This is a genomic window from Serratia sp. TSA_105.2 (genome assembly GCF_052692115.1).
In genome coordinates this window covers 93,913-111,538 of the sequence record NZ_JBQZFT010000009.1, presented here as the reverse complement: position 1 = coordinate 111,538, position 17,626 = coordinate 93,913, and the positions used below count along the sequence as shown (strand labels likewise).

14 protein-coding genes are annotated in these 17,626 nt (G+C 62.0%); 2 read left to right on the top strand and 12 right to left on the bottom strand.

Annotated elements, in window-relative coordinates; all coding sequences use genetic code 11:
• Positions 1–41: 41 nt before the first annotated feature.
• Genes ACUTSC_RS21000 through ACUTSC_RS20990 form a run of 3 tightly spaced genes read right to left on the bottom strand, consistent with a single transcriptional unit; the run spans position 42 to position 6,414 of the window.
• Positions 42–2,222: a virulence factor SrfC family protein gene (locus ACUTSC_RS21000; protein WP_445653538.1), complete on the bottom strand. Its 2,181-nt coding sequence runs from the start codon at positions 2,220–2,222 to the stop codon at positions 42–44.
• Positions 2,219–5,164: a virulence factor SrfB gene (locus ACUTSC_RS20995; protein WP_197768594.1), complete on the bottom strand. Its 2,946-nt coding sequence runs from the start codon at positions 5,162–5,164 to the stop codon at positions 2,219–2,221. The genes ACUTSC_RS21000 and ACUTSC_RS20995 overlap by 4 nt, the downstream gene beginning before the upstream one ends.
• A complete protein-coding gene (locus ACUTSC_RS20990; protein ID WP_445653537.1) occupies positions 5,164–6,414 on the bottom strand; it encodes an SrfA family protein in 1,251 nt (416 codons plus the stop codon). The genes ACUTSC_RS20995 and ACUTSC_RS20990 overlap by 1 nt, the downstream gene beginning before the upstream one ends.
• A 372-nt stretch (positions 6,415–6,786) precedes the next feature.
• Here ACUTSC_RS20990 and ACUTSC_RS20985 point away from each other — a divergent pair, with 372 nt between their 5' ends.
• Positions 6,787–7,626, top strand: coding sequence for a DMT family transporter (locus ACUTSC_RS20985; protein ID WP_445653543.1), 840 nt, complete (start codon positions 6,787–6,789; stop codon positions 7,624–7,626).
• Here the strand turns inward: ACUTSC_RS20985 and pdxR are convergent.
• From pdxR to ACUTSC_RS20940, 9 genes are all read right to left on the bottom strand, one after another.
• The gene (pdxR, locus tag ACUTSC_RS20980) at positions 7,623–9,116 is read right to left on the bottom strand and encodes a MocR-like pyridoxine biosynthesis transcription factor PdxR (protein WP_197768571.1); all 1,494 of its coding nucleotides are present in this window, start codon (positions 9,114–9,116) and stop codon (positions 7,623–7,625) included. The two genes, ACUTSC_RS20985 and pdxR, sit on opposite strands and share 4 nt — an antisense overlap.
• A 79-nt stretch (positions 9,117–9,195) precedes the next feature.
• Positions 9,196–9,819 (bottom strand): LuxR C-terminal-related transcriptional regulator, encoded by a 624-nt coding sequence (locus tag ACUTSC_RS20975; protein ID WP_197768570.1) that lies wholly within the window; start codon positions 9,817–9,819, stop codon positions 9,196–9,198.
• Between the two features lie 107 nt (positions 9,820–9,926).
• Entirely contained in the window at positions 9,927–10,454 is a 528-nt protein-coding gene (locus ACUTSC_RS20970; protein ID WP_445653536.1) for a fimbrial protein, read from the bottom strand.
• Positions 10,455–10,464: 10 nt separating this feature from the next.
• Complete coding sequence (locus ACUTSC_RS20965) at positions 10,465–11,409, bottom strand: fimbrial protein (RefSeq protein WP_197768569.1); 945 nt, start codon at positions 11,407–11,409, stop codon at positions 10,465–10,467.
• The gene (locus tag ACUTSC_RS20960; protein WP_197768568.1) at positions 11,387–11,998 is read right to left on the bottom strand and encodes a fimbrial protein; all 612 of its coding nucleotides are present in this window, start codon (positions 11,996–11,998) and stop codon (positions 11,387–11,389) included. The genes ACUTSC_RS20965 and ACUTSC_RS20960 overlap by 23 nt, the downstream gene beginning before the upstream one ends.
• Positions 11,999–12,009: 11 nt before the next feature.
• Positions 12,010–12,753: a fimbria/pilus periplasmic chaperone gene (locus ACUTSC_RS20955; protein ID WP_197768567.1), complete on the bottom strand. Its 744-nt coding sequence runs from the start codon at positions 12,751–12,753 to the stop codon at positions 12,010–12,012.
• A 30-nt stretch (positions 12,754–12,783) separates the two neighbouring features.
• Complete coding sequence (locus tag ACUTSC_RS20950) at positions 12,784–15,285, bottom strand: fimbria/pilus outer membrane usher protein (protein ID WP_445653535.1); 2,502 nt, start codon at positions 15,283–15,285, stop codon at positions 12,784–12,786.
• A gap of 79 nt (positions 15,286–15,364) precedes the next feature.
• Positions 15,365–15,916: a fimbrial protein gene (locus ACUTSC_RS20945; RefSeq protein ID WP_197768566.1), complete on the bottom strand. Its 552-nt coding sequence runs from the start codon at positions 15,914–15,916 to the stop codon at positions 15,365–15,367.
• An 88-nt stretch (positions 15,917–16,004) separates the two neighbouring features.
• Positions 16,005–16,541 (bottom strand): fimbrial protein, encoded by a 537-nt coding sequence (locus ACUTSC_RS20940; protein WP_049209131.1) that lies wholly within the window; start codon positions 16,539–16,541, stop codon positions 16,005–16,007.
• A gap of 751 nt (positions 16,542–17,292) precedes the next feature.
• On the opposite strand from ACUTSC_RS20940, the gene ACUTSC_RS20935 reads away from it, so the two are divergent.
• Entirely contained in the window at positions 17,293–17,574 is a 282-nt protein-coding gene (locus tag ACUTSC_RS20935; protein WP_443003277.1) for a hypothetical protein, read from the top strand.
• The last annotated feature ends 52 nt before the right edge of the window (positions 17,575–17,626 follow it).

Genomic DNA, 17,626 nt, shown 5'->3' with positions numbered 1-17,626 from the left:
TTTATCCTGTTTTCGCCCCCTATTGCTGCCAGAGCCGCCGCTTATCGCAGAGTCGCCACGATCTCTTCCAACGCTGCGCGCTGCGCCTCGCCGAGCGCGCTTTCCGTCGCTGCATTCTCCGCCAGCAGGGTTTGCAGGCCGATCAGCCAGTCATAGATATAAAACGCGGTGTTTTTGGTCGGCGTCGGCGCCAGCCGGGTTAACCGCTGCTGGCCGCTCCAGTCCACCGCCGGCTGCGGCGGCGGGGTAAAGATCGGCTGGCCGGGATTGACGCGGCTCTCGGGGCACGTTGCCGCATCGCGCCGCTGGAAGCCGAGCCAGGCGACGAAGTCGCCCAGTAGCGCCAGCGCCTGGCTGATTTGCCGATCTTCGCTCTGTTCCGGCAAGCCACCGGCGCACAGCGCGCGTTCCAGCTCATCATCGAGCCGCAGGCGACAGGCGGCGCCGATCAGCGCATCGACCAGCAGTTCCAGGTGCGGCTTTTCGACGCCGAGCAGCTCCAGCAACCGGCGGGTGTCCGGCAGGCTGCGCAGATGGTTGATCCAATCCGCGAATACCCGCGCGGCAAAGGATGACCCGGGGGGCTCACCGGGCGCCGGGGTTTCCGGTGTGCCGAACAGATCGATATCGAGCCCGAACGGCGCAGGCGTCGTCGCCGGGGCCGGTACGGCGTGCTGCTGTTGCTGATAAAGCTGGCGCAACGTATCGCGCTGGGGCAACAGCCGTTCCAGCAGTTCGCCGTGGCGGCCGGCCTGCGCCTGCAGCGCGCGCAGCAGCTGCTGGCCGCGTTGCTGCGCCGCGTGTGGATCGGCGGCGGTGAGCCAGTTGCCGAGCAGGCTTTCCGTCAGCTCGCGCTGCAACTCTTCGCGCTGTTCGAGCAGGCGCGCTTGCTTCTGGGCCGGGCGCGCCTGGGCGGCTAGGTAGCTCACCATACGGCGGCAGTCCTGTTCATCCAGCGCCAGCAGCGTGGCCCAGCTGTCGCCGGGCTCGCCGACCTGGCGCTGTACGGCGTCGTCGGGGCGCGCTTTGCCTCCCCCACGTTGATCGAACGGCGTGATCGCCCAGATCAGGCCGGGTTTGCGGCGCTGGCGCAGCGCCGGGGTTTCCCCCTGAGTCTGGTTGACCCAGTTGGCGAGCGCCTGGCCGATGCGGGCGGCGTCCTGCGGCGCGGCGGCGGCATCGGCTACCAGCAGCAGGTTGGCGTGCAGGCCGTCTGCGCAGCGGGTCAGCAAATGGGCGCGTTTCGCCTGTTGCAGCCGCTGCGTCGGTTCCGCCTGCGGGCAGGCGCAGCTGCCGGGCAGGTCGATCAGCGCCACGTCGGCGGGCAGGCCCGCCTGCGCCGTTTGCGGCAGAACGGTGGTGACTTCGGCGGTCAGCCAGGTCAGATCGCTCAGCGCGATTTCCCGTTCACCGCCGTGTTCGGCCATCACGACGATCGTCGCGTTTTCCGCTGTGGCGCTCGCGGTCAACAGCGGCAAGGCGCGGTGCGGGGCATGAACCTGTCGGCTGCCGCCGAGGGCATGCAGCGTGTGTGCCAACTGGCGATAACGCGCCGTCAGCGTTGTTTCCTCTCCCCACAGCGGCGCAAACAGGCGCGCGCGGTCGTCGATGCTCAACTGCGGTGCCAGCGCCACGGCCTGCGGCCAGAAATGCCTGTCCAGCGTCTGTTGCCCCTTGTCGCCGTGGCGGCGTTGGCTATCCCACAGCGTCAGCACATCGCTGTCGCTGAGGCCGTCGAGGGCGACGGTTTGGCGGTGGCGTGCCAACGCTTGCAGATGGCCGGCGATCGCGCGGGCGTCCCAGTCCAGACGGAAGCCGTCCATCGCGGCGGCATCGAGGGTGATGGCCAGCCACTGCGCTTCATCGAGCAGCGCGAGGGCGAGAGGATACTCGGCGCACGGCGACGGCGCGGCGGCGCAGTAACGCACCGCCAGCGCGGCGTCTGCGTGCAGCCTTTCTGCGCCGGGGGCCAGCGCCGCCAGCAGGTGAGCCTTGGCGGCGGCGTTGTGGCCGTACAGGCCGATAGCGACCTGCTCAGGTTGCGCATTCGCCAATTGCAGCGCGCGGTTATGGCAACGGCGCAGGCGCAGCGTCAGGCGATCCGCCTCCTGTTCCAAACGGGTGGACTGCCGGCGCGCGGCGTCCACCCAGGCGATCGCCTGCAGAATGCCGGTGCTGAGTGCGTGGTTTGGGGCCGATTTGGCGGTAGTGGTAGCTTTCATCGTGGGTAAATGCTCCCGCTGTCTATCCAGTAGTGGGTCGCGCCGGAGGCGCTGGCAGCCAGGGTATTGAGTTTCAGTTGCAGGTGGTGCGCCGGGACAGGGCTGCCGTCGGCCAGCAACGCCTGCGCGATCTTGACGCTTTCTGCGCCCTGTTCGGCGCTGGCGGTAATGGCCAGCCGCAGGCTGATCACCGCATCGCCGGCCAGTTTGCGCGCCAGCTGGGCATCATTGATGGTCAGCGTATAGAGCGGCGAGGCCGGCCAGCGCTCGTTGTCCAGTTGGCGGAAGCCCAGGCGCAGCGGGCCGCGCAGCTGGAAGCTGCCGGCGGGGTCGAGCGCGAAGTCGGCGCGATCCAGATCGATGTCGCGGTAATAGACGTTATCGTCCGCCAGCATGTTATTGCCGTCCAGCATGCCCAGATGGCGAATGGTGGAGTAGGGCTGGAAATCGCCGACGTTGAAGTAAAAGCTCTCCAGCCGCAGGTCGATCGCCAGCAGGCACAGCATGGCGCCCACCGCGGCGGTGGATTTCGGGTTGTCGATGCGGCCGCGTTTGTTGAACGGGTACCAGCTGCGGGTGTGGTAGCCCTCGAGCGGCAGAATGCGGCTGGCGGGCAGCGGCTGCAGATGGCGCAGCAGCGCCTGCACGCCGGGGAAACGCGCCGGGCGGCCGGTCAACAGCAGCACGTCGCAGGTATACAGCGCCACCACCTCGGCCAGCAGGCGCAGGCAGCGGCCGATGCCGATGCGATCGGACAAGAAGGCGGCGTGCAGGTCGGCCAGGCGGATCACCAGCGGGGTGTGCAGAATATCGAAGGCGTCGCTGCCGGCTTCGCGCTGCACTTCGCCGTTGATAAACGCCAGCACCTGCGGCGTCGGTGGCTGCGGCAGCAGATCGCCGAGGCTGGCGGCGATTTCCGCCCGGCTGTCCAGCGGGTCGTATTCTTCATAGGCGCCGAGCAGCGCGCGTCCGGCGGGCATGAAAATCTGCAGCGCGGCCTGCTGACGCAGCGTGGAAAGCCCGTCCATGCGCCCTTCGTTGCCGAACAGCCTGTCCATCAACGCCGGGGCGGCGCTCACGCCGGCGGCTTCGAACGCCTGCTGCACGGCGGGCAGGATAAACTGCTGGATGGCGTCCAGCAGGATGTCGTCGCCGGCGACTTTAAAGCCCTCGCGGAACAGCAGGCGCGGGTTGATTTTGATGTTGTTGCCCACGCCGTCGTCGAGCGAATAGTGCGTGATCGCCAGATCGGTGGTGCCACCGCCGATGTCGATGGAGGCGATGCGCAGCGTTTTACCCGCCTGCTCGCCCGGCGCCAGCGGCCGGTCGGGCCGGGCCATGGCGGCGAAAAAGGCATCGGTGCGGCCGGCGAAGTTCACCTGGGTTTCGTTGTACAGATAGACCATCTGGCCGCAGGTGGCCTCGTCCCACTCCATCTGCACCTGCGGCACCGGGAAGCGGGCGTGCGCGCCGTCGAACGGCGCATCCTGCGGGTGCCAGCCGAGGGCCTTCCACACCAGCCCGATCGCCTCCTGCATGCGGCGGCGGAAGATCTCGCGCTCGGGCTTCGGCATGGCCGAAGGCAGCGTCAGGATGATGGCGCGCAAACGGCGCGGCGCGGCGGCGTTCGGCATGCGGCTGCGTTGGGCGATGCTGTTGATCTGCATCAGCGCCTGCGCCAGCAGCTCGCTCAGCATCAGCGTCATCACCGCGCTGCGGCTGTAATGGGCGGCGAACACCGGCAGCCGTTGCGCCGTCGGCAGGGCGGACAGCGGCACGCCTTCGTCGTTGATGAGGGTGGTCAACGGTGCGGCGGCGGCCATCGGTTCGCGCCGCTCGTTGAAGCGCCAGCCGGGCGCATAGCGCTCCTCATCCCACAGGTAGCGGCGCGGGCTGGAAATGCCGGTAGTGCCTTCATGGCCCGTTCGCCGCTGCGCCAATTGCGCGGCCTCGCGGCCGACGCGGGTGATGGAGGGCCACTGGAAGGCGTCGTCGCGCCCGCTCTGGAACGACAGATGCGGCTTGCCGAAGCCGGCCTGAGAAAACTCGACCCGGCTCTCGAACAGTTCGTTGTAGACGCGGTGAGGTTCGGACAGCGAGCGCAGCTGCAGCTCGTAGGTTTGCTTCAGGCCGTTGCTCTCTTCCGGGTGGTCTTCGACCAGCACGCCGCAGGTGTGCGAGTTGCCGACGTCCAGCACCAGATCGACGTCGATCGCCGGTTGTTGCAGCGTCGCCGCCACCATCTTTATCTGCGGCACCGCCAGCTGGTGGCCGAGCATGTGCAGCAGGTTGAGGTAGTGCGCCTGATACTCGAAGGTTTTCAGCCCGGCGTTGATCTCCACTTCGGCGCGCTGCTCCCGCTCGGCGGCGCGCTGGCTGAACGCTTCGCGCAGCCAGCCGTCTACCCAGGTCAGATCGAGAAATTCGCCCAGCTCGTGGTTGCGGTGCGCCAGCGTGAAGTTCAGCCCGGTGCCGAGATCGCCTTCGCCCGGCGCCAGCGCCTCCTGGCCGGGCGCGGCGGCGCGGGTGTCGAAGGCCAGCACCACGCGCAGCAGGTTGCCGTCCTGATCCGGTTCATCCAGCTGCACCACCTGCAGGCGCGCCCAGTTGTCCGGGCCCGACAAAAACAGGCCCGCCGGGGTGTGGCGCAAGAAGGGCAGCGGCAGCCAGAGCTTATCCAGCAGGTGCAGCGACTGCTGCAGCGGATAGCTGAACTCCGGCCGCACCACTTCGGCGGCCTGGTCGCCCGCGGCCGGCAACTGGTATTTGCCGCTCTCGGCCTCCCATTGCAGGCGCAGCAGCGGGCCGCTGGCGGTCTTGCGCACGAATTTGCCGGGAAACTCGGCGTCCAGCAGCGGCGTCAGGGCAAAGTCCAGAAACTGAATGCCGCTGTCCTGAATCAGCGTAATGCCGTGTTTGTAGTCCGTAAGGGGTGCCAGCATCATTTACTCTCGCGCTTGAACGTCATGGGATAGGTGGTGTCCGCATCGTAGCGGCCGGTGCACTCCGCCGCGCCGGTTTCGCCCTGGCGGCAAACGATCTCCGGGATCTGGTAGCGGCTGCCGTCGCTGCAGCGCGCCTTGGTGCGGCTGTTGATCACCAGATTGCCGGACTGCATCAGCCCGGCTTCGACCGCCACCCGGCAGCTGACGCCGTCGCCGTAGGCGATGATGGCGTTGCCTTTGCCGCCGTTCAGACGGTATTGCAGGCCGGGGCGTTTGCCGGTGATCGGGTCTTTCAGCGCCACCGTGGCGCGCCATTTGCCGTTAAGGAAACGGGTGGAACCGGCCTTTACCGCCTCGGGCGGCAGCACCAGCGCATTTTTGTCCGCCGGCTGCGGGATGACCGGCGCCGGTGGCGGCGGCATCAGCGTCGCGTGCGCCAGCGGCAAGCGCAGCTTGGGCAACGGCGCGGCGGTTTTTTCCGGCGGCGCCGGATGCTGCACCTCAGTCGGCATCGCCGGTTGCGGCGGTGGTGAGCGATGCAGCCAGGCGGCCAGCGCCGCACTGCCTAGCAGCAGTACGGGCAACAGCCACAGCGCGTGGCGCCGGCGCGGGCGAACGACGGCTGGGGATTCGACGGGTGCCGCCGGAGCGGGCACCGGTTCAGGCTCGGCGACCGGGGCCGGTTTTACCGGTTCGACAACGGCCGGTTTACGCGGAGCGGCGGCGATCGGCGCCGGTTTTTCCACTTCGACTTTCATCTCTGCTTCGATCGGGCGCAGGCCGGCCAACGGATCGTCCGGGCTCTGCGCCTGCGGCTTGATAAAGCCCCAGAAGGTCAGCACCGGCCGGTCGTCCACCAGATAAACGTGGTTGGGATCGGGCATGTGCATCGCTTTGGCCAGCAGCGCGCCAAACAGGCGATGGCTGGGGTGATCGGTCGCCTGGGCTTGTTCCGTCAGGCTGCGGAAGGTCGTCAGGCAGTGTTCCAGGTGGCGCACCGCCTGCGCGCGCTGGGCATCGCTCGCCGCCAGCCAGGAGGTGACCTTGCCGGGGAAGGGCGCATACCAGTCGATGCGGGTGCCGCTTTCGTTCGGCTGGGGGATCGCCAGACAGTCGGCGGCCTGCTGCTGCCGGCGAAGACGCAGGGTTTCCCGCAGCTGCTGCGCGCAGGCGTAGACCGGTTGCCCGTTTTCGCCTAAAGCCAGCACATCATCCAAACTGCCACTGCGTAAGAAGGGTTTCACCACGGCACCGCACCTTGTCCTGTTCTGCAAAAACGCATAAAAGTCCATGATACCCCGCAGGCAGAGCCGCCAAACGGCCAAGGACAGCCCGAAAAACGCCCTTCTTTGGCGTTAGCGGCGCGCTTTGCTAACCGGCACAGTGAAAATTTCGCTATCTGGACCTGTCTGTGAACCGCTTTATCTGAAAAATAGAACCTGGCCCCGGCAAGCGACGCCGGGGAACGATGTTCTCTTTCACTATGACATCGCCTCGCGGGTTGCCGATTTCGGTATGCCTCAGGCGTGCGGAGCGTTCACATGACGGACAGTCAGTCTGAAAAAACTCTCGTTATTCCCCCTGCACATCCCGCCGCCGGGCATTCGGCTCAGGGCTGGATGAACGGCTTCCTCGGCATGATGATCTTCAGCGGCTCGCTGCCCGCCACGCGAGTGGCGGTGCTGGAGCTCGATCCGCTGTTTCTGACGGCGGTCAGGGCGGCGATCGCCGCCTTGCTGGCCCTGTGTGCGTTGCTGATCACCCGGCAGGCGCGGCCGACGCGGGCCGATTTGCCGCCGCTGCTGTTTGTGGCGCTCGGCGTGGTCATCGGTTTTCCGCTGCTGACGGCGCTGGCGCTGCAGCACACCACGTCGGCGCATTCGCTGGTGTACATCGGCCTGCTGCCGCTGGCGACCGCCGGTTTTGGCGTTTTGCGCGGCGGAGAACGACCCAAGCCCGCTTTTTGGGCTTTTTCAGGCGTCGGTGCCGTGCTGGTGGGCGCTTTCGCGTTGAGCCAGGGGAGCGGCGGTGCCTGGCAAGGGGATGCGCTGATGGTCGGGGCGGTGTTGCTGTGCGGACTGGGTTATGCCGAAGGGGCGGTGCTGTCGCGTCGGATCGGCGGCTGGCAGGTGATCTCCTGGGCGCTGGTGGGGGCGTTGCCGTTGACGCTGGCGGCCACCTGGCTGGCGGCGCCGGCCGGTTGGCCCATGATCAGCGGCGCCGCCTGGCTGTCGCTGGTTTACGTCTCGGTGTTCAGCATGTGGATTGGGTTTATTTTCTGGTATCGCGGCCTGGCGCAGGGCGGCATCGCCGCCGTCGGGCAGTTGCAGCTGCTGCAGCCGTTCTTCGGCCTGGCGCTGGCGGGCTGGCTGCTGCATGAGACCGTCCAGCCGATGATGATCGCCGTGATGGCCGGCGTGGTGGTTTGCGTGTTCGGCGCCAAACGTTTTTCCCGTTAGGCGCCGCTGCCGGCGCAGGCCAGGATCACCTGTCCAAGCCGTTCCACCGCCTGTTGCACCTGGCGGTCGGCGTAACCGCCCAATCCCAGCACCAGGCCCGGTTCACCGTGGCCGGGTGCATACATCGGCGACACCGCCCGCAGCGCCAATCCGGCTTCGTTGGCGCATTGGGCGACCCGCACGTCGTCGAGATCTTTCCTCAGCCACAGCACCATGTGCATGCCCTGATCGCAGGGCTGCACTACCGCCAGCTCAGCGGGGATGTGCGTGTTGATCGCCTCGATCAGCACCCGGCGTTTCTCGGCGTAGACGCCGCGCATTTTGCGGATATGCCGGTCGAGATACCCTTCGGCGATAAAGGCGGCCAGCACGTGTTGATCCGCGCTGGGCGGATGGCGATCCATCAGGATCCTGGCGCCGCAAAAGGCGTCGACCAGCGGTGGCGGCACGATGGCGTAACCCAGCCGCAGCGAAGGGAACAGCACCTTGCTGAAGGTGCCGAGATAGAGCGTCCGCTCGGGCGCCAGCCCCTGCAGCGAAGGGAACGGGTGGCCGGCGTAGCGCATTTCGCTGTCGTAATCGTCTTCCACGATCCAGGCCTGTCGCTCTTTGGCCCAGGCCAGCAGGGCGCTTCTTTTCGCCATGCTCATCGGCATGCCCAGCGGATATTGATGCGACGGCGTGACAAAGGCGGCGCGGGCGTCGGCGGCCAGACGCACGCCGGCGGCGACGTCGATGCCGTCGTCGGCGACGGGCACCCTAATCATGCGCCGATCGCGAAACAGACTGTCGAAAATGGCGGTAATACCGGCGTAGGCGGGATCTTCGACCCAGGCGCTGTCGCCGGCGTCCAACAGGATCTGCGCGGCCAGGTAAAGCCCCTGCTGGGTGCCGGAGGTGATGAGGATTTGCTGCGGCGTGCAGTTTACCGAGCGGGAACGGCGCACATAGTCGCAGATGGCTTCGCGCAGCGGCAACGCGCCCAGCGGATCGCCGTAGCCCGACGGGGCGCCGGGGCCGCGCGCCCGGATGCGGTTGCCGAGCCGCCGCCAGACATCGTCGGGCGCGGTATCGCCGATCGGCACCGAGACGGTGAACGGCACCGGCGGCAGCGCCCGCGCCTGGGCAGCGAAGCGGGCCAGATGCTGCGCCTGTGGAGAAAGCGGCACCGCTACCGCCGAACTCGCCTGCACGTTGGCGTGCGGCGTGCGGCGCGGCGCCTGATAGTGAGCGATCCGGGTGCCGGAGCCGGGCTGCGGTTCGAGAAAGCCTTCCGCCGTCAGCTGAGCAAATGCCTCCAATACCGTACCGCGCGCCAGATTCAGCGCCGCCGACAGCCGGCGCGTCGAGGGCAGCAGGTCGCCCGCTTTCAGATCGCCCCGGTGGATGGCCTGGCGCAGGGCCTGCGCCAGCTGGTGGCTAAGCTGGCCCGCCAGGCGATCGAGCTCGCCGAGGGCGGGGACGTCAACGACTTTGGCTGTTCTTGGCATGGATTCCGGCTCGCTTGATAGGGTGAGAATGAGTATTCAGAGTAAACCACTCTGGTGTTACTCGCGAGCCTGTTGTCGCTCAGCCAAGCCCCCGCTGATTCAGCAGCACCTTATTCAACTCGCTGTTTTTCCGCACGTTCAGCTTGCGCATTGCCGAGCGCTTATGGGCGCTGATGGTTTTCTGGCTGCGCTGCAGCAGGCCGGCGATGCGGCAGGCGGACATGCCGCTGCTCATCAACCCCAACACCTTTTTTTCGCAGTGGCTGAGCGCAGCGATGCGGCAGGCCTGGCATTTCCACACGCCGGCGGCATGCAGCGCCATCCACGGATGCTGGATGAACTTTTCCAGCGCCATCTGCAGCTTGAGGCGGATGGCGTAAGCCGAATCGCGGCGATGGATACTGAACAACTGCGGCAGGTTTTTCGCCTGTTGTTGGGTCGCATCGTCGAGGATCAGCAGGGTCAGCTGCCGCTGGAGCGGGATGCCGTAGGGGCTCTGGTAGCAGCAGGCGCAGCCCCAACGTTCTTCCGGCGTGCGGAACACGATTTCGATGTTATCCAACGCTTGCAGCGCCAACGGCGCGAACTGAGGGTACAGGCGATGGCATTCGTTCAGGGAGTGCAGATAATCCTGCAGCAGCAGGTGCAACCCCTGCCGGTAGAAGTTATCGCTGTCGAACAGCGTGAAGCGAATATCTGGCATGGAGGGCTCCTTTAAAAGGTCGTCGTACCGGGCCGTGGCGAACGGTAACGACCCATCGCCGGCAAGGGGCGCCGGCGTTTTCCTGATTTCCCTGGGGTAGTGCGAGCTTATTGGTACGCCAGCACAAAATTGGCGACTGAACTGAATGCGCCTTCGGTAAGGGTTTTATCTTTAATCGCGCTCGACCGCGCCTGGACATAGGCGCTGAACCTCAGGGCATTGGGTCCGTCTTGCAATGTCACCGCATCAGCCGGCGTACCCAGATCAATCGCTTTGCCCGCACCGTCGAACAGCGCGATGGCGGCGCCGTTGGCGCCATTGTTGATCGCCAGTTTGCCCGGCAGTTCGGCATCTTCAGTGCCGGTAAAGGTGGCGGTGACTGATTTGAAAACGGCGGTTTTACAGTCGGTTAAGCGAATGGAAAATGACACGGGGTTGGTATGGCCGTAGCGGTACAACGTTTTGATCAACACCGTATTCATCTCGACGGTTTGGTGAAGAGACTGCGGGTCGATATTGCAGGGCCTGCTTACCACGGAACCGAAAAAGTCTATTTCCTTATTTTCCGCCGCGACTGCGGAGGAAAATAGAAAACCGATGCCGCACAGAGCGGTGATTGTCCGATAGCTATTCATCATCACCCCCTTAAATATAATTAATCAGCAAGATTACGGTCTTGCGGAAATTGCCTTCCTGTCCTTCCCCGGTGGCCTGCAATGAGGCGCTGTAGGATTTTTGCACCTGATTGCGACCATTCATGTCGGCGAAGCTGTCGAACTGATTGTATTTAATCCATTTGGGGTTGGAATTATCGTGGATGCGCAAGGTTGAACCATTATCCATATTCAAGCCGGTAGCGTCGGTCAGCGTGCCGTTTTTCACCATGAAATTGGCGTCCAGCGCGAAGCTGTCGCTGCAGCCGTTTTTGCGGATCAAGATGCTGAAATCCTTGCTCGCTACGGTGCCCGCATTGGGTTTCCAGGTGGGGATTTCACCGAAATCAACGCCTTCCGGGGTTGAAAGCTCCACCGACGCGGCGCACTGGATGACTTTGATTTTATCCAGCCCGGTTAGGGTGAAACGGTAATTTTTCCCTGGGTGGACGTTGATGCCGCCTACGCCATCGAGCTGAAAAACGGCGATCTGGCTGGCGCCTCCCGCGATGATTTCGCCGGTTTTTTGCAAATACACCTGGTAATTGACGTGACCGAGCTCCCGTTGCTTGGGGGTACGAAACATATCGGTTTGTACCCGGGAATTGATCAGGCCAAGATCCTGGCCGTTATAAATCACCCCCATGGAGATGCCGGCGGCGAATTGCCGGTTGTCCGGATTGGGATAGAAATAAACCCATTCCCCTTTGGGTTTGCTGGAGTGCGCCCAGCACATAACGTCGCGGCTCATCGGTTTAGAGGTCCAAAGCCGGCTGCCGACCGGTAAGGTGGCCGGTATTGTCAACCGGCCGATATCCTCGCTCTCTTCGGTAATGCCGTTCTCGGTATTCAGGTGGCATTCCAGCGCCTGAGCGCCGAATGGCGTCGCCAGGCAACCCAGCAACGCCAGGCGTTTATAAATAGACCAACTGGACATGCACCACTCCTTTGAATTGGTTTGCTTCGATGAACTGACGGGTTGATTCCAACTGAGCGCTGAACCACAACGTATTGCCGCCGGGCTGCAAGACATAGGGGGCGCCGGGTTGGTTGAGGGACAATGCGCGGCCCCGTTGATCTTTCAGCCGCAGGCCAACGCCTTGTACGCCGCCGTGCAGCTTCAGCAACTGCGGATTGTCGGGATCGCTTTCACCGAGGAACACCAGCGTGGCGGCCTGCTCCCCCCGCAGGTAGAGCAGGCCGGCATCGCCATTGCGCATCCCGGCCGGATTGTCTGCCAGCGTCCTGGCGCCCAGCAGGCAATGGTTAAAGGCGAGACGAAAACGTACCGGCTCGCTTTGATCGCCGACATGCCGGAAGGCGATCGTACCGATCTCACCGAGATCGACCGACTGATCGCGGCTATCCGGCGCCAGGCTGCAGGGGGAGCTCAGCAGAGCGCCCTGAAAACCGACGGTGCCGCTGGTGCCCTGAACCTCTCCCGGCGGAGAGGCCATTGCGGCGCCGTTGCCGAGCAGCAAGGCGCCGATCAGCAGAGGCCGCAGGCGGCCGGTGAAGTCAGCCATGCCGTATCTCCTTATTTTTTTCCGGGTGCGGCGGTGCAGAGGCTAGCGCTGCAGGTGAAGCGCAGCTCGGGGTGGCCGCCGAAATCATTGATATAGGTGACGACGAAGGCGTCGAACCCATTGTCGCGCAAACGCACATTTTCGCTGGATTTGGGGGACAGCATCACCGGCTTAAAATCGCCGATCGCACCACCGCCTTGCTTCTGCGTCTGACGGGCGATGCCGGTCAGCGTGATGTGGAACGGCGTCGGGTTTTCGATGGTGAAACCGTCGACGGTTTTGTGGAACACCAGCTGCTCTTGCCATACCTCACCCTGCGGGGCGACGATGGCCTTCGGGCGGAAGAACAGTTTGATCTGCGTTTGCAACGCCAGTTGCATCACGTTGGCTTTGCTGCTTTTGGGCGGAATTTCGCGCAAATTGAAATAAAACACCGATTCGCGATCTTGCGGCAATAGCTCGGCTTCCGGCGTTTTGGTAATGCGCACGACGCTGCGTTCTCCGGCTTCCACCCGTTGCAACGGCGGCAATACCACCAGCGGCGAAACGATCTTTTGATGTTGCGCATTCTCGATCCAGGCCTGAGCAAGAAATGGCAACTCTTTGTTCTCATTGGTTATGTTAAGGCTGATCGATTTGGCGTCGCTCACATAGATGGCGCGCGTGCGATCCAACGCGATCGCCGCGTCGGCCGTCGAAGCCAGCGTCATCAACGCCAGGCTGCCCGCGGTTACTGCTATCGAATGTTTGTTCATGTTATTCGTCTACTCTCAATGTGTTGCGGATTACGGTTTGGCGCACGGCAACAGCAGCCGGTCCAGCGGTTTGGCGGCGCCTGGGATGGCGATGCGGCACTGACGGCGGCCTTCCCAGGCGACGTCCAACCGTTCTTCCGGTTGGACGCCGGTCAGATATACCGATCCGCCGTCGTTCACCACCGCGATCTCCCGTCCGGTCGCACTCAGCACCGTGGCGCCGAACGGCGGTTCGCTGCCGTCCGCCAGCTTGATGGTGGCCAACAGCTTGCTGCCTTTCACCACCTCGAAGTGGCGATAACCGATGGCGCCTTCAGTCAGCGTGCCCTGCACCACCGCGCGTGTGGCTTCAACGTCGTCCGCCAGCTTGTTGACGTCGATGCGCGTATCGGTGTTGTAGTAGCTGGTGATATCCGAGATCACCGCCAACCCGAAGCGGTTGCTGTAAGCGCGGCCGTTGTTGATCGGCACGCCGGCGACACCGTTGGTATCCAGCATCATGCGGCTGCCGCCGTTGCCGGCGTTCTGGTGCGCGGCGACGCCGTGCCGGGTAGCGGTCAGGCCGCCGCGGAAAGTTCCGCCTATCGAGGAGTAACTGCCCTGCTGATAAGACGCGTTGGCGTTGAGCGTGCCGAACGACGCGTTATGGGTGTAGTAACCGCTCGCCGTCGGTTTGCCGGACTGGGTGACGCCGCTGCCGACCTGCCAGGTATTGTTGATATCGCTGTTGTCGGTGTAGGTCGCCGTTTGGGTCACGTCGTGATTATTGACCTGCAGCGCGTAGCCCAGGCGGTTATGCTCGCCGATAGGCACGGTGAAATTGAGCATCGCGCTATCGTCGGTGCGGCCCCGATAGTGAGTGCGATAGGCCGCCAACGAGGCGGTGATGTTGCTGATCCCGCCGAAGTCGAACAGCTTGCTGGTCGACATGCCGTAGCGATTTTGCGCACCGGCGTCCCAGTAAGTCTGGTGTGAGTAGGTCAGATAAGCGGTGATCGCCTGAGCGCTGTCCTCCGCCATAAAGGTTTTGCTGGCGGTGACGGTATACAACTCTTTTTGTCGGCCGCTGTAGCGATCGTCAATGTCGCCGTAGCGCGCCTGCAGGTACTGCGACATGGTCATGAACTTGCGCTGCGAAAAGCGGTAGCCGGCAAAGGTGATTTGGCCGTTGAGTTCGTCGAAACGTTTGGCGTAGTTGACCTTGAATGACATGCCTTTGGCGCTGGGTTCATCGGGCAGGCGCGCGATCGACTGCGTGGCGTCCACCGACAGGGCGCCGAACAGGTTCAGGTCACGCCCCAGGCCGAGGGCCCAGGCGTTGTAATCGCCGCCGAGCAGTGCGCCGCCGTATAGCGACCAGGCGTTGCTCAATCCCCAGGAGAAATCGCCGGCAGAGAACACCGGCCCTTGCGTGCGGTGATCGTAGGCAGACGGCTTGCCCAGCGCCATGTTATAGCGCACGTAGCCGGGGCGGGTCAGATAAGGAATGCTGGCGGTATCTACCTGAAAAGTGGAAACGCTGCCGTCTTGTTCTTCCACTTTCACATCCAGTTTGCCGCGTACCGAACTGCTGAGATCCTGGATGGCGAACGGCCCGGCGGGCACCGTGGTTTGATACAGCGTGCGGCCTTCCTGAGAGACGGTGATCCGGGCATTGCTTTTGGCGATGCCGCGCACTTCAGGCGCGTAACCCTGCAGGTTGGGCGGCAGCATGCGCTCGTCGCTGGCGAGGTTGAGGCCGGTAAAACGGTAGGCGTCGAACACCGGCGAATTCAGGTAGGTTTCACCCAGCGTCAGCCTGGCGGCTTGCATCGGCAGCGCGCGGTATGCGTAGATCTGATTCCAGTCGAAATTGCTGTCGCGGCGGCCGTATTGTTGGTTGAAGTCGGTCTGGTAATCGGCGCGCAGGCGCCAGGCGCCCAGGTTGGCGCCCAACGTACCGTAGCTGCTGAGGCTTTCGGCGGTACCGTTGTCGTGGTGCTGTTTGCCTATTTGGCCGCTGAGATTGTAATCCAGCAGTATGCCGGGGATGCCATCGTCCCACTGCTCGGGCGGCGTCCAGTCGGGATCGGAATATTTCATCCAGGCCTGTGGAATGGTGATCGCCAATACGCCGCCGCTGATGCGATCGGAAACCGTTGCGCCTTTGATGCCGCGAATGTCGGCACACTGGTTGTCGTGCCACAGGGTGACTTTTTTGGCCGCATCTTCTTTCAGCGCCATTTTTTCCACCAGGTCAGGCGGCAGGCACACCTGGCTGCCGCGCTTGTCATCCGGCGACGGGAAATACTGAATGCTGCGCTGGGGCAGCGTTTTCTGGTTGATTTTGATATCCAGCAGATAGGTGCCCGGCATGACGTAACCGGCGTCGGAAAAGCGGGATAAGTCCACTTTGCTGCGTTCGCCGATATCCAACACGTCGGTATTGAATTCCGTGGCGGAAAAGACCGGTTTTGCCCAGAGAAAAGAGAGAATGACGATGATGGGCGTTTTTTTTATTGTCAGTAAAGACGTCATAGAATGATCACTCATGGCAAATCCGCGCCTAATAGCAGGTCATCCCGTATGACCTGAATACGTAATGCTGTACAGCGTTCCTAACGAAAACCGGCTACAGATAAGACAGGGTAAATTTGGCCAATGAGCTGAAACCGCCCGCCCGTGCCCTGTCGGGGTGAATGCGCAACTGGGCGCCAAAGCGCAGCGTGTTGTCGCCGGCGACGATCAGATAATCTGCCGTCGTGCTGCCGAGCGGGATCGGGGTACCGGCGTCGGTCAGCAACTCGATAGCCATGCCGCGCGCCTCGCCCTGGACGGCGAGCCATTGCGGATCTTGGCTATCCGCGATGCCGCTGAAGGTGAGGTTGGCCGCGCGATAAATAAAATCGGGCTTTATCTGACTGGCCAGTTCGCAGTTCACCAGCCTGATGGCGAAGTGGCGGCGGCTTCCGATGAGGCTCGGCTGGGCATCTCGCCCGGCGTCGCTCATTGAAACCAGCCCGAAATCAACGGTTTGATCCAGACTGTCGCCGGCGATGTTGCATGGCGTTTCGACGATTTCGCCGCCCAGGCTGACTTTGCCGTGGCCCTGAGTTTTCGCCGTGGCGCTAGCGCTGCTGATGCTGAGCGCGATCAGCAATGCGCCTCGCCAATGGATGGTCATGCTGGCTTCTCCCTGTCGAGATCGGTTCCTTTGCAGGAGCCGGCGTCGTTAAGCATGGGGATGCCCGTGCCGGCATCCCCAACGAGGCTTACTGATAAGCCAGGGTAAAGTTCGCCACGCTGGTGAACTTGCCCGGCACGACGGCGCCGGAAGCGCTGTTGCCTTGCAGGTATGCGGCGAATTTCAGGGCGTTGTTGCCTTCGTTCAGGCCCTGGCCGTCCGTTGCGGTGCCCAGCTCAACGTCCTTGGCGTGCAACTGGTCGTAAATCACGATGCCCGCGCCGCTGGCGGAACCGCTCAACGCCAGCAGTTTGCTGTTGACGGCATCCGGCGTGCCGGTGAAGGTCACCTTGACGTTTTTCATGGTGTTGAGCGCGCAGTCTTTCAGCTCAATGCTGAAGGGTTCGGCGCTGGATTTGCCTTCTTTGGCCAGGATGCGGCTGCTGATCTGGCCCATCGGGACGGTTTGATCGACGGAGTCCGGCGTGATGCTGCAAGGCGCATCGATAATTTCACCGCTAAAGGTTACGGTGCCGCTGCCCTGGTTCGGGGTCGGTGCCGCATGTGCAACGGAGGCGGTGGAAAAAGCAATGACGGTCGCCAGCATTAATTTATTCAGTTTCATTTCTCAGGTTCCTGTAGAGAGTATTTAAATAAAAAGAAAAGCACACCTAAATCCCCGCAGAGCGGCAACGCCTTGTCAGCTGCGCTGCGACGGGAGCCAGATCCTTTTGCTTTGGGCAATACGCACACCCTTCGTTATTTGTTTTCAATAACGAAATGGTTATGTGATGTTTAGTCGGTTTTATTTGATTTTAAAAACCGAATGTCGGCATGGCGTTTTGCTGGGAATATTCTTGCAAACAATAGCATTGCTTGGGAATAGATTTTATTAAAATAAGTCAAATTCAGAATATAAAACCAAAAGGAAAAAGTTAAATATAAGATCAAAAACCAATAGATCGTATGTAAATATTATCCAGAATAAATCACTGTATAAATAAGGTTATGCGAGATATTAGATCGACTGGAATAGCTGTTGCCCTACAATGCGCAATATCGCTTTGCTAATATTACGCTTTGACGGTCATTGAAAAATTTTCTTTATGAAACAAAATGAAAAACATAAGCATTTGTTTTATATAATTTTGTGTGGTTAGTTGTCCGTATGGCGTTCCAACGCCAATTCCTGGGTTGCCAAATTGGTTTTAACAAAAAAATAACAATATAGCAGATGGAAGATTATTCTTAGCGGATGCTATTTTTTGGACGCATTTATGTTATTTAACCCATTGTGATTAACCAGAAAAGGGCAGGAAATGCCATGTTCATCATATAATAATGACCTAAGTGATAATGAAAGGATGATCAATGGAATGATTACTGGGATTAATGCTTTTAGCAGAGGTAAGGCGAATGCGTTGACGATGTTGATAATTATTTCTTCAAGGTTCGTTATGGGATTGTTTAAACATCTTCGTACCATGATAACCGTGAAAAAAATTGCACAGAAAAATCCTAGTGAAAAATCCGAGGGTCAATGCATGACATTTTATCTGCAAAGGTTGGATTCATTAATAAATATTCATTCTCGCGGTGTTCGACAGCGCCAGGTCTATTTTATCGGAACAACGCCGTTTGCGCGGACACCGCCGTGATTTATCCCCCTGCGCATCGCTGACGTGCAGCCATGAGCGGGGGGCTCAGCAG

Bases quoted from the DNA above. Each gene is read 5' to 3' on its own strand.
- ACUTSC_RS21000 (WP_445653538.1), bottom strand. From the start codon at position 2,222: ATGAAAGCTACCACTACCGCCAAATCGGCCCCAAACCACGCACTCAGC.
- ACUTSC_RS20995 (WP_197768594.1), bottom strand. From the start codon at position 5,164: ATGCTGGCACCCCTTACGGACTACAAACACGGCATTACGCTGATTCAG.
- ACUTSC_RS20985 (WP_445653543.1), top strand. From the start codon at position 6,787: ATGAACGGCTTCCTCGGCATGATGATCTTCAGCGGCTCGCTGCCCGCC.
- pdxR (WP_197768571.1), bottom strand. From the start codon at position 9,116: ATGCCAAGAACAGCCAAAGTCGTTGACGTCCCCGCCCTCGGCGAGCTC.
- ACUTSC_RS20975 (WP_197768570.1), bottom strand. From the start codon at position 9,819: ATGCCAGATATTCGCTTCACGCTGTTCGACAGCGATAACTTCTACCGG.
- ACUTSC_RS20970 (WP_445653536.1), bottom strand. From the start codon at position 10,454: ATGAATAGCTATCGGACAATCACCGCTCTGTGCGGCATCGGTTTTCTA.
- ACUTSC_RS20965 (WP_197768569.1), bottom strand. From the start codon at position 11,409: ATGTCCAGTTGGTCTATTTATAAACGCCTGGCGTTGCTGGGTTGCCTG.
- ACUTSC_RS20960 (WP_197768568.1), bottom strand. From the start codon at position 11,998: ATGGCTGACTTCACCGGCCGCCTGCGGCCTCTGCTGATCGGCGCCTTG.
- ACUTSC_RS20955 (WP_197768567.1), bottom strand. From the start codon at position 12,753: ATGAACAAACATTCGATAGCAGTAACCGCGGGCAGCCTGGCGTTGATG.
- ACUTSC_RS20950 (WP_445653535.1), bottom strand. From the start codon at position 15,285: ATGAGTGATCATTCTATGACGTCTTTACTGACAATAAAAAAAACGCCC.
- ACUTSC_RS20945 (WP_197768566.1), bottom strand. From the start codon at position 15,916: ATGACCATCCATTGGCGAGGCGCATTGCTGATCGCGCTCAGCATCAGC.
- ACUTSC_RS20940 (WP_049209131.1), bottom strand. From the start codon at position 16,541: ATGAAACTGAATAAATTAATGCTGGCGACCGTCATTGCTTTTTCCACC.
- ACUTSC_RS20935 (WP_443003277.1), top strand. From the start codon at position 17,293: ATGATTACTGGGATTAATGCTTTTAGCAGAGGTAAGGCGAATGCGTTG.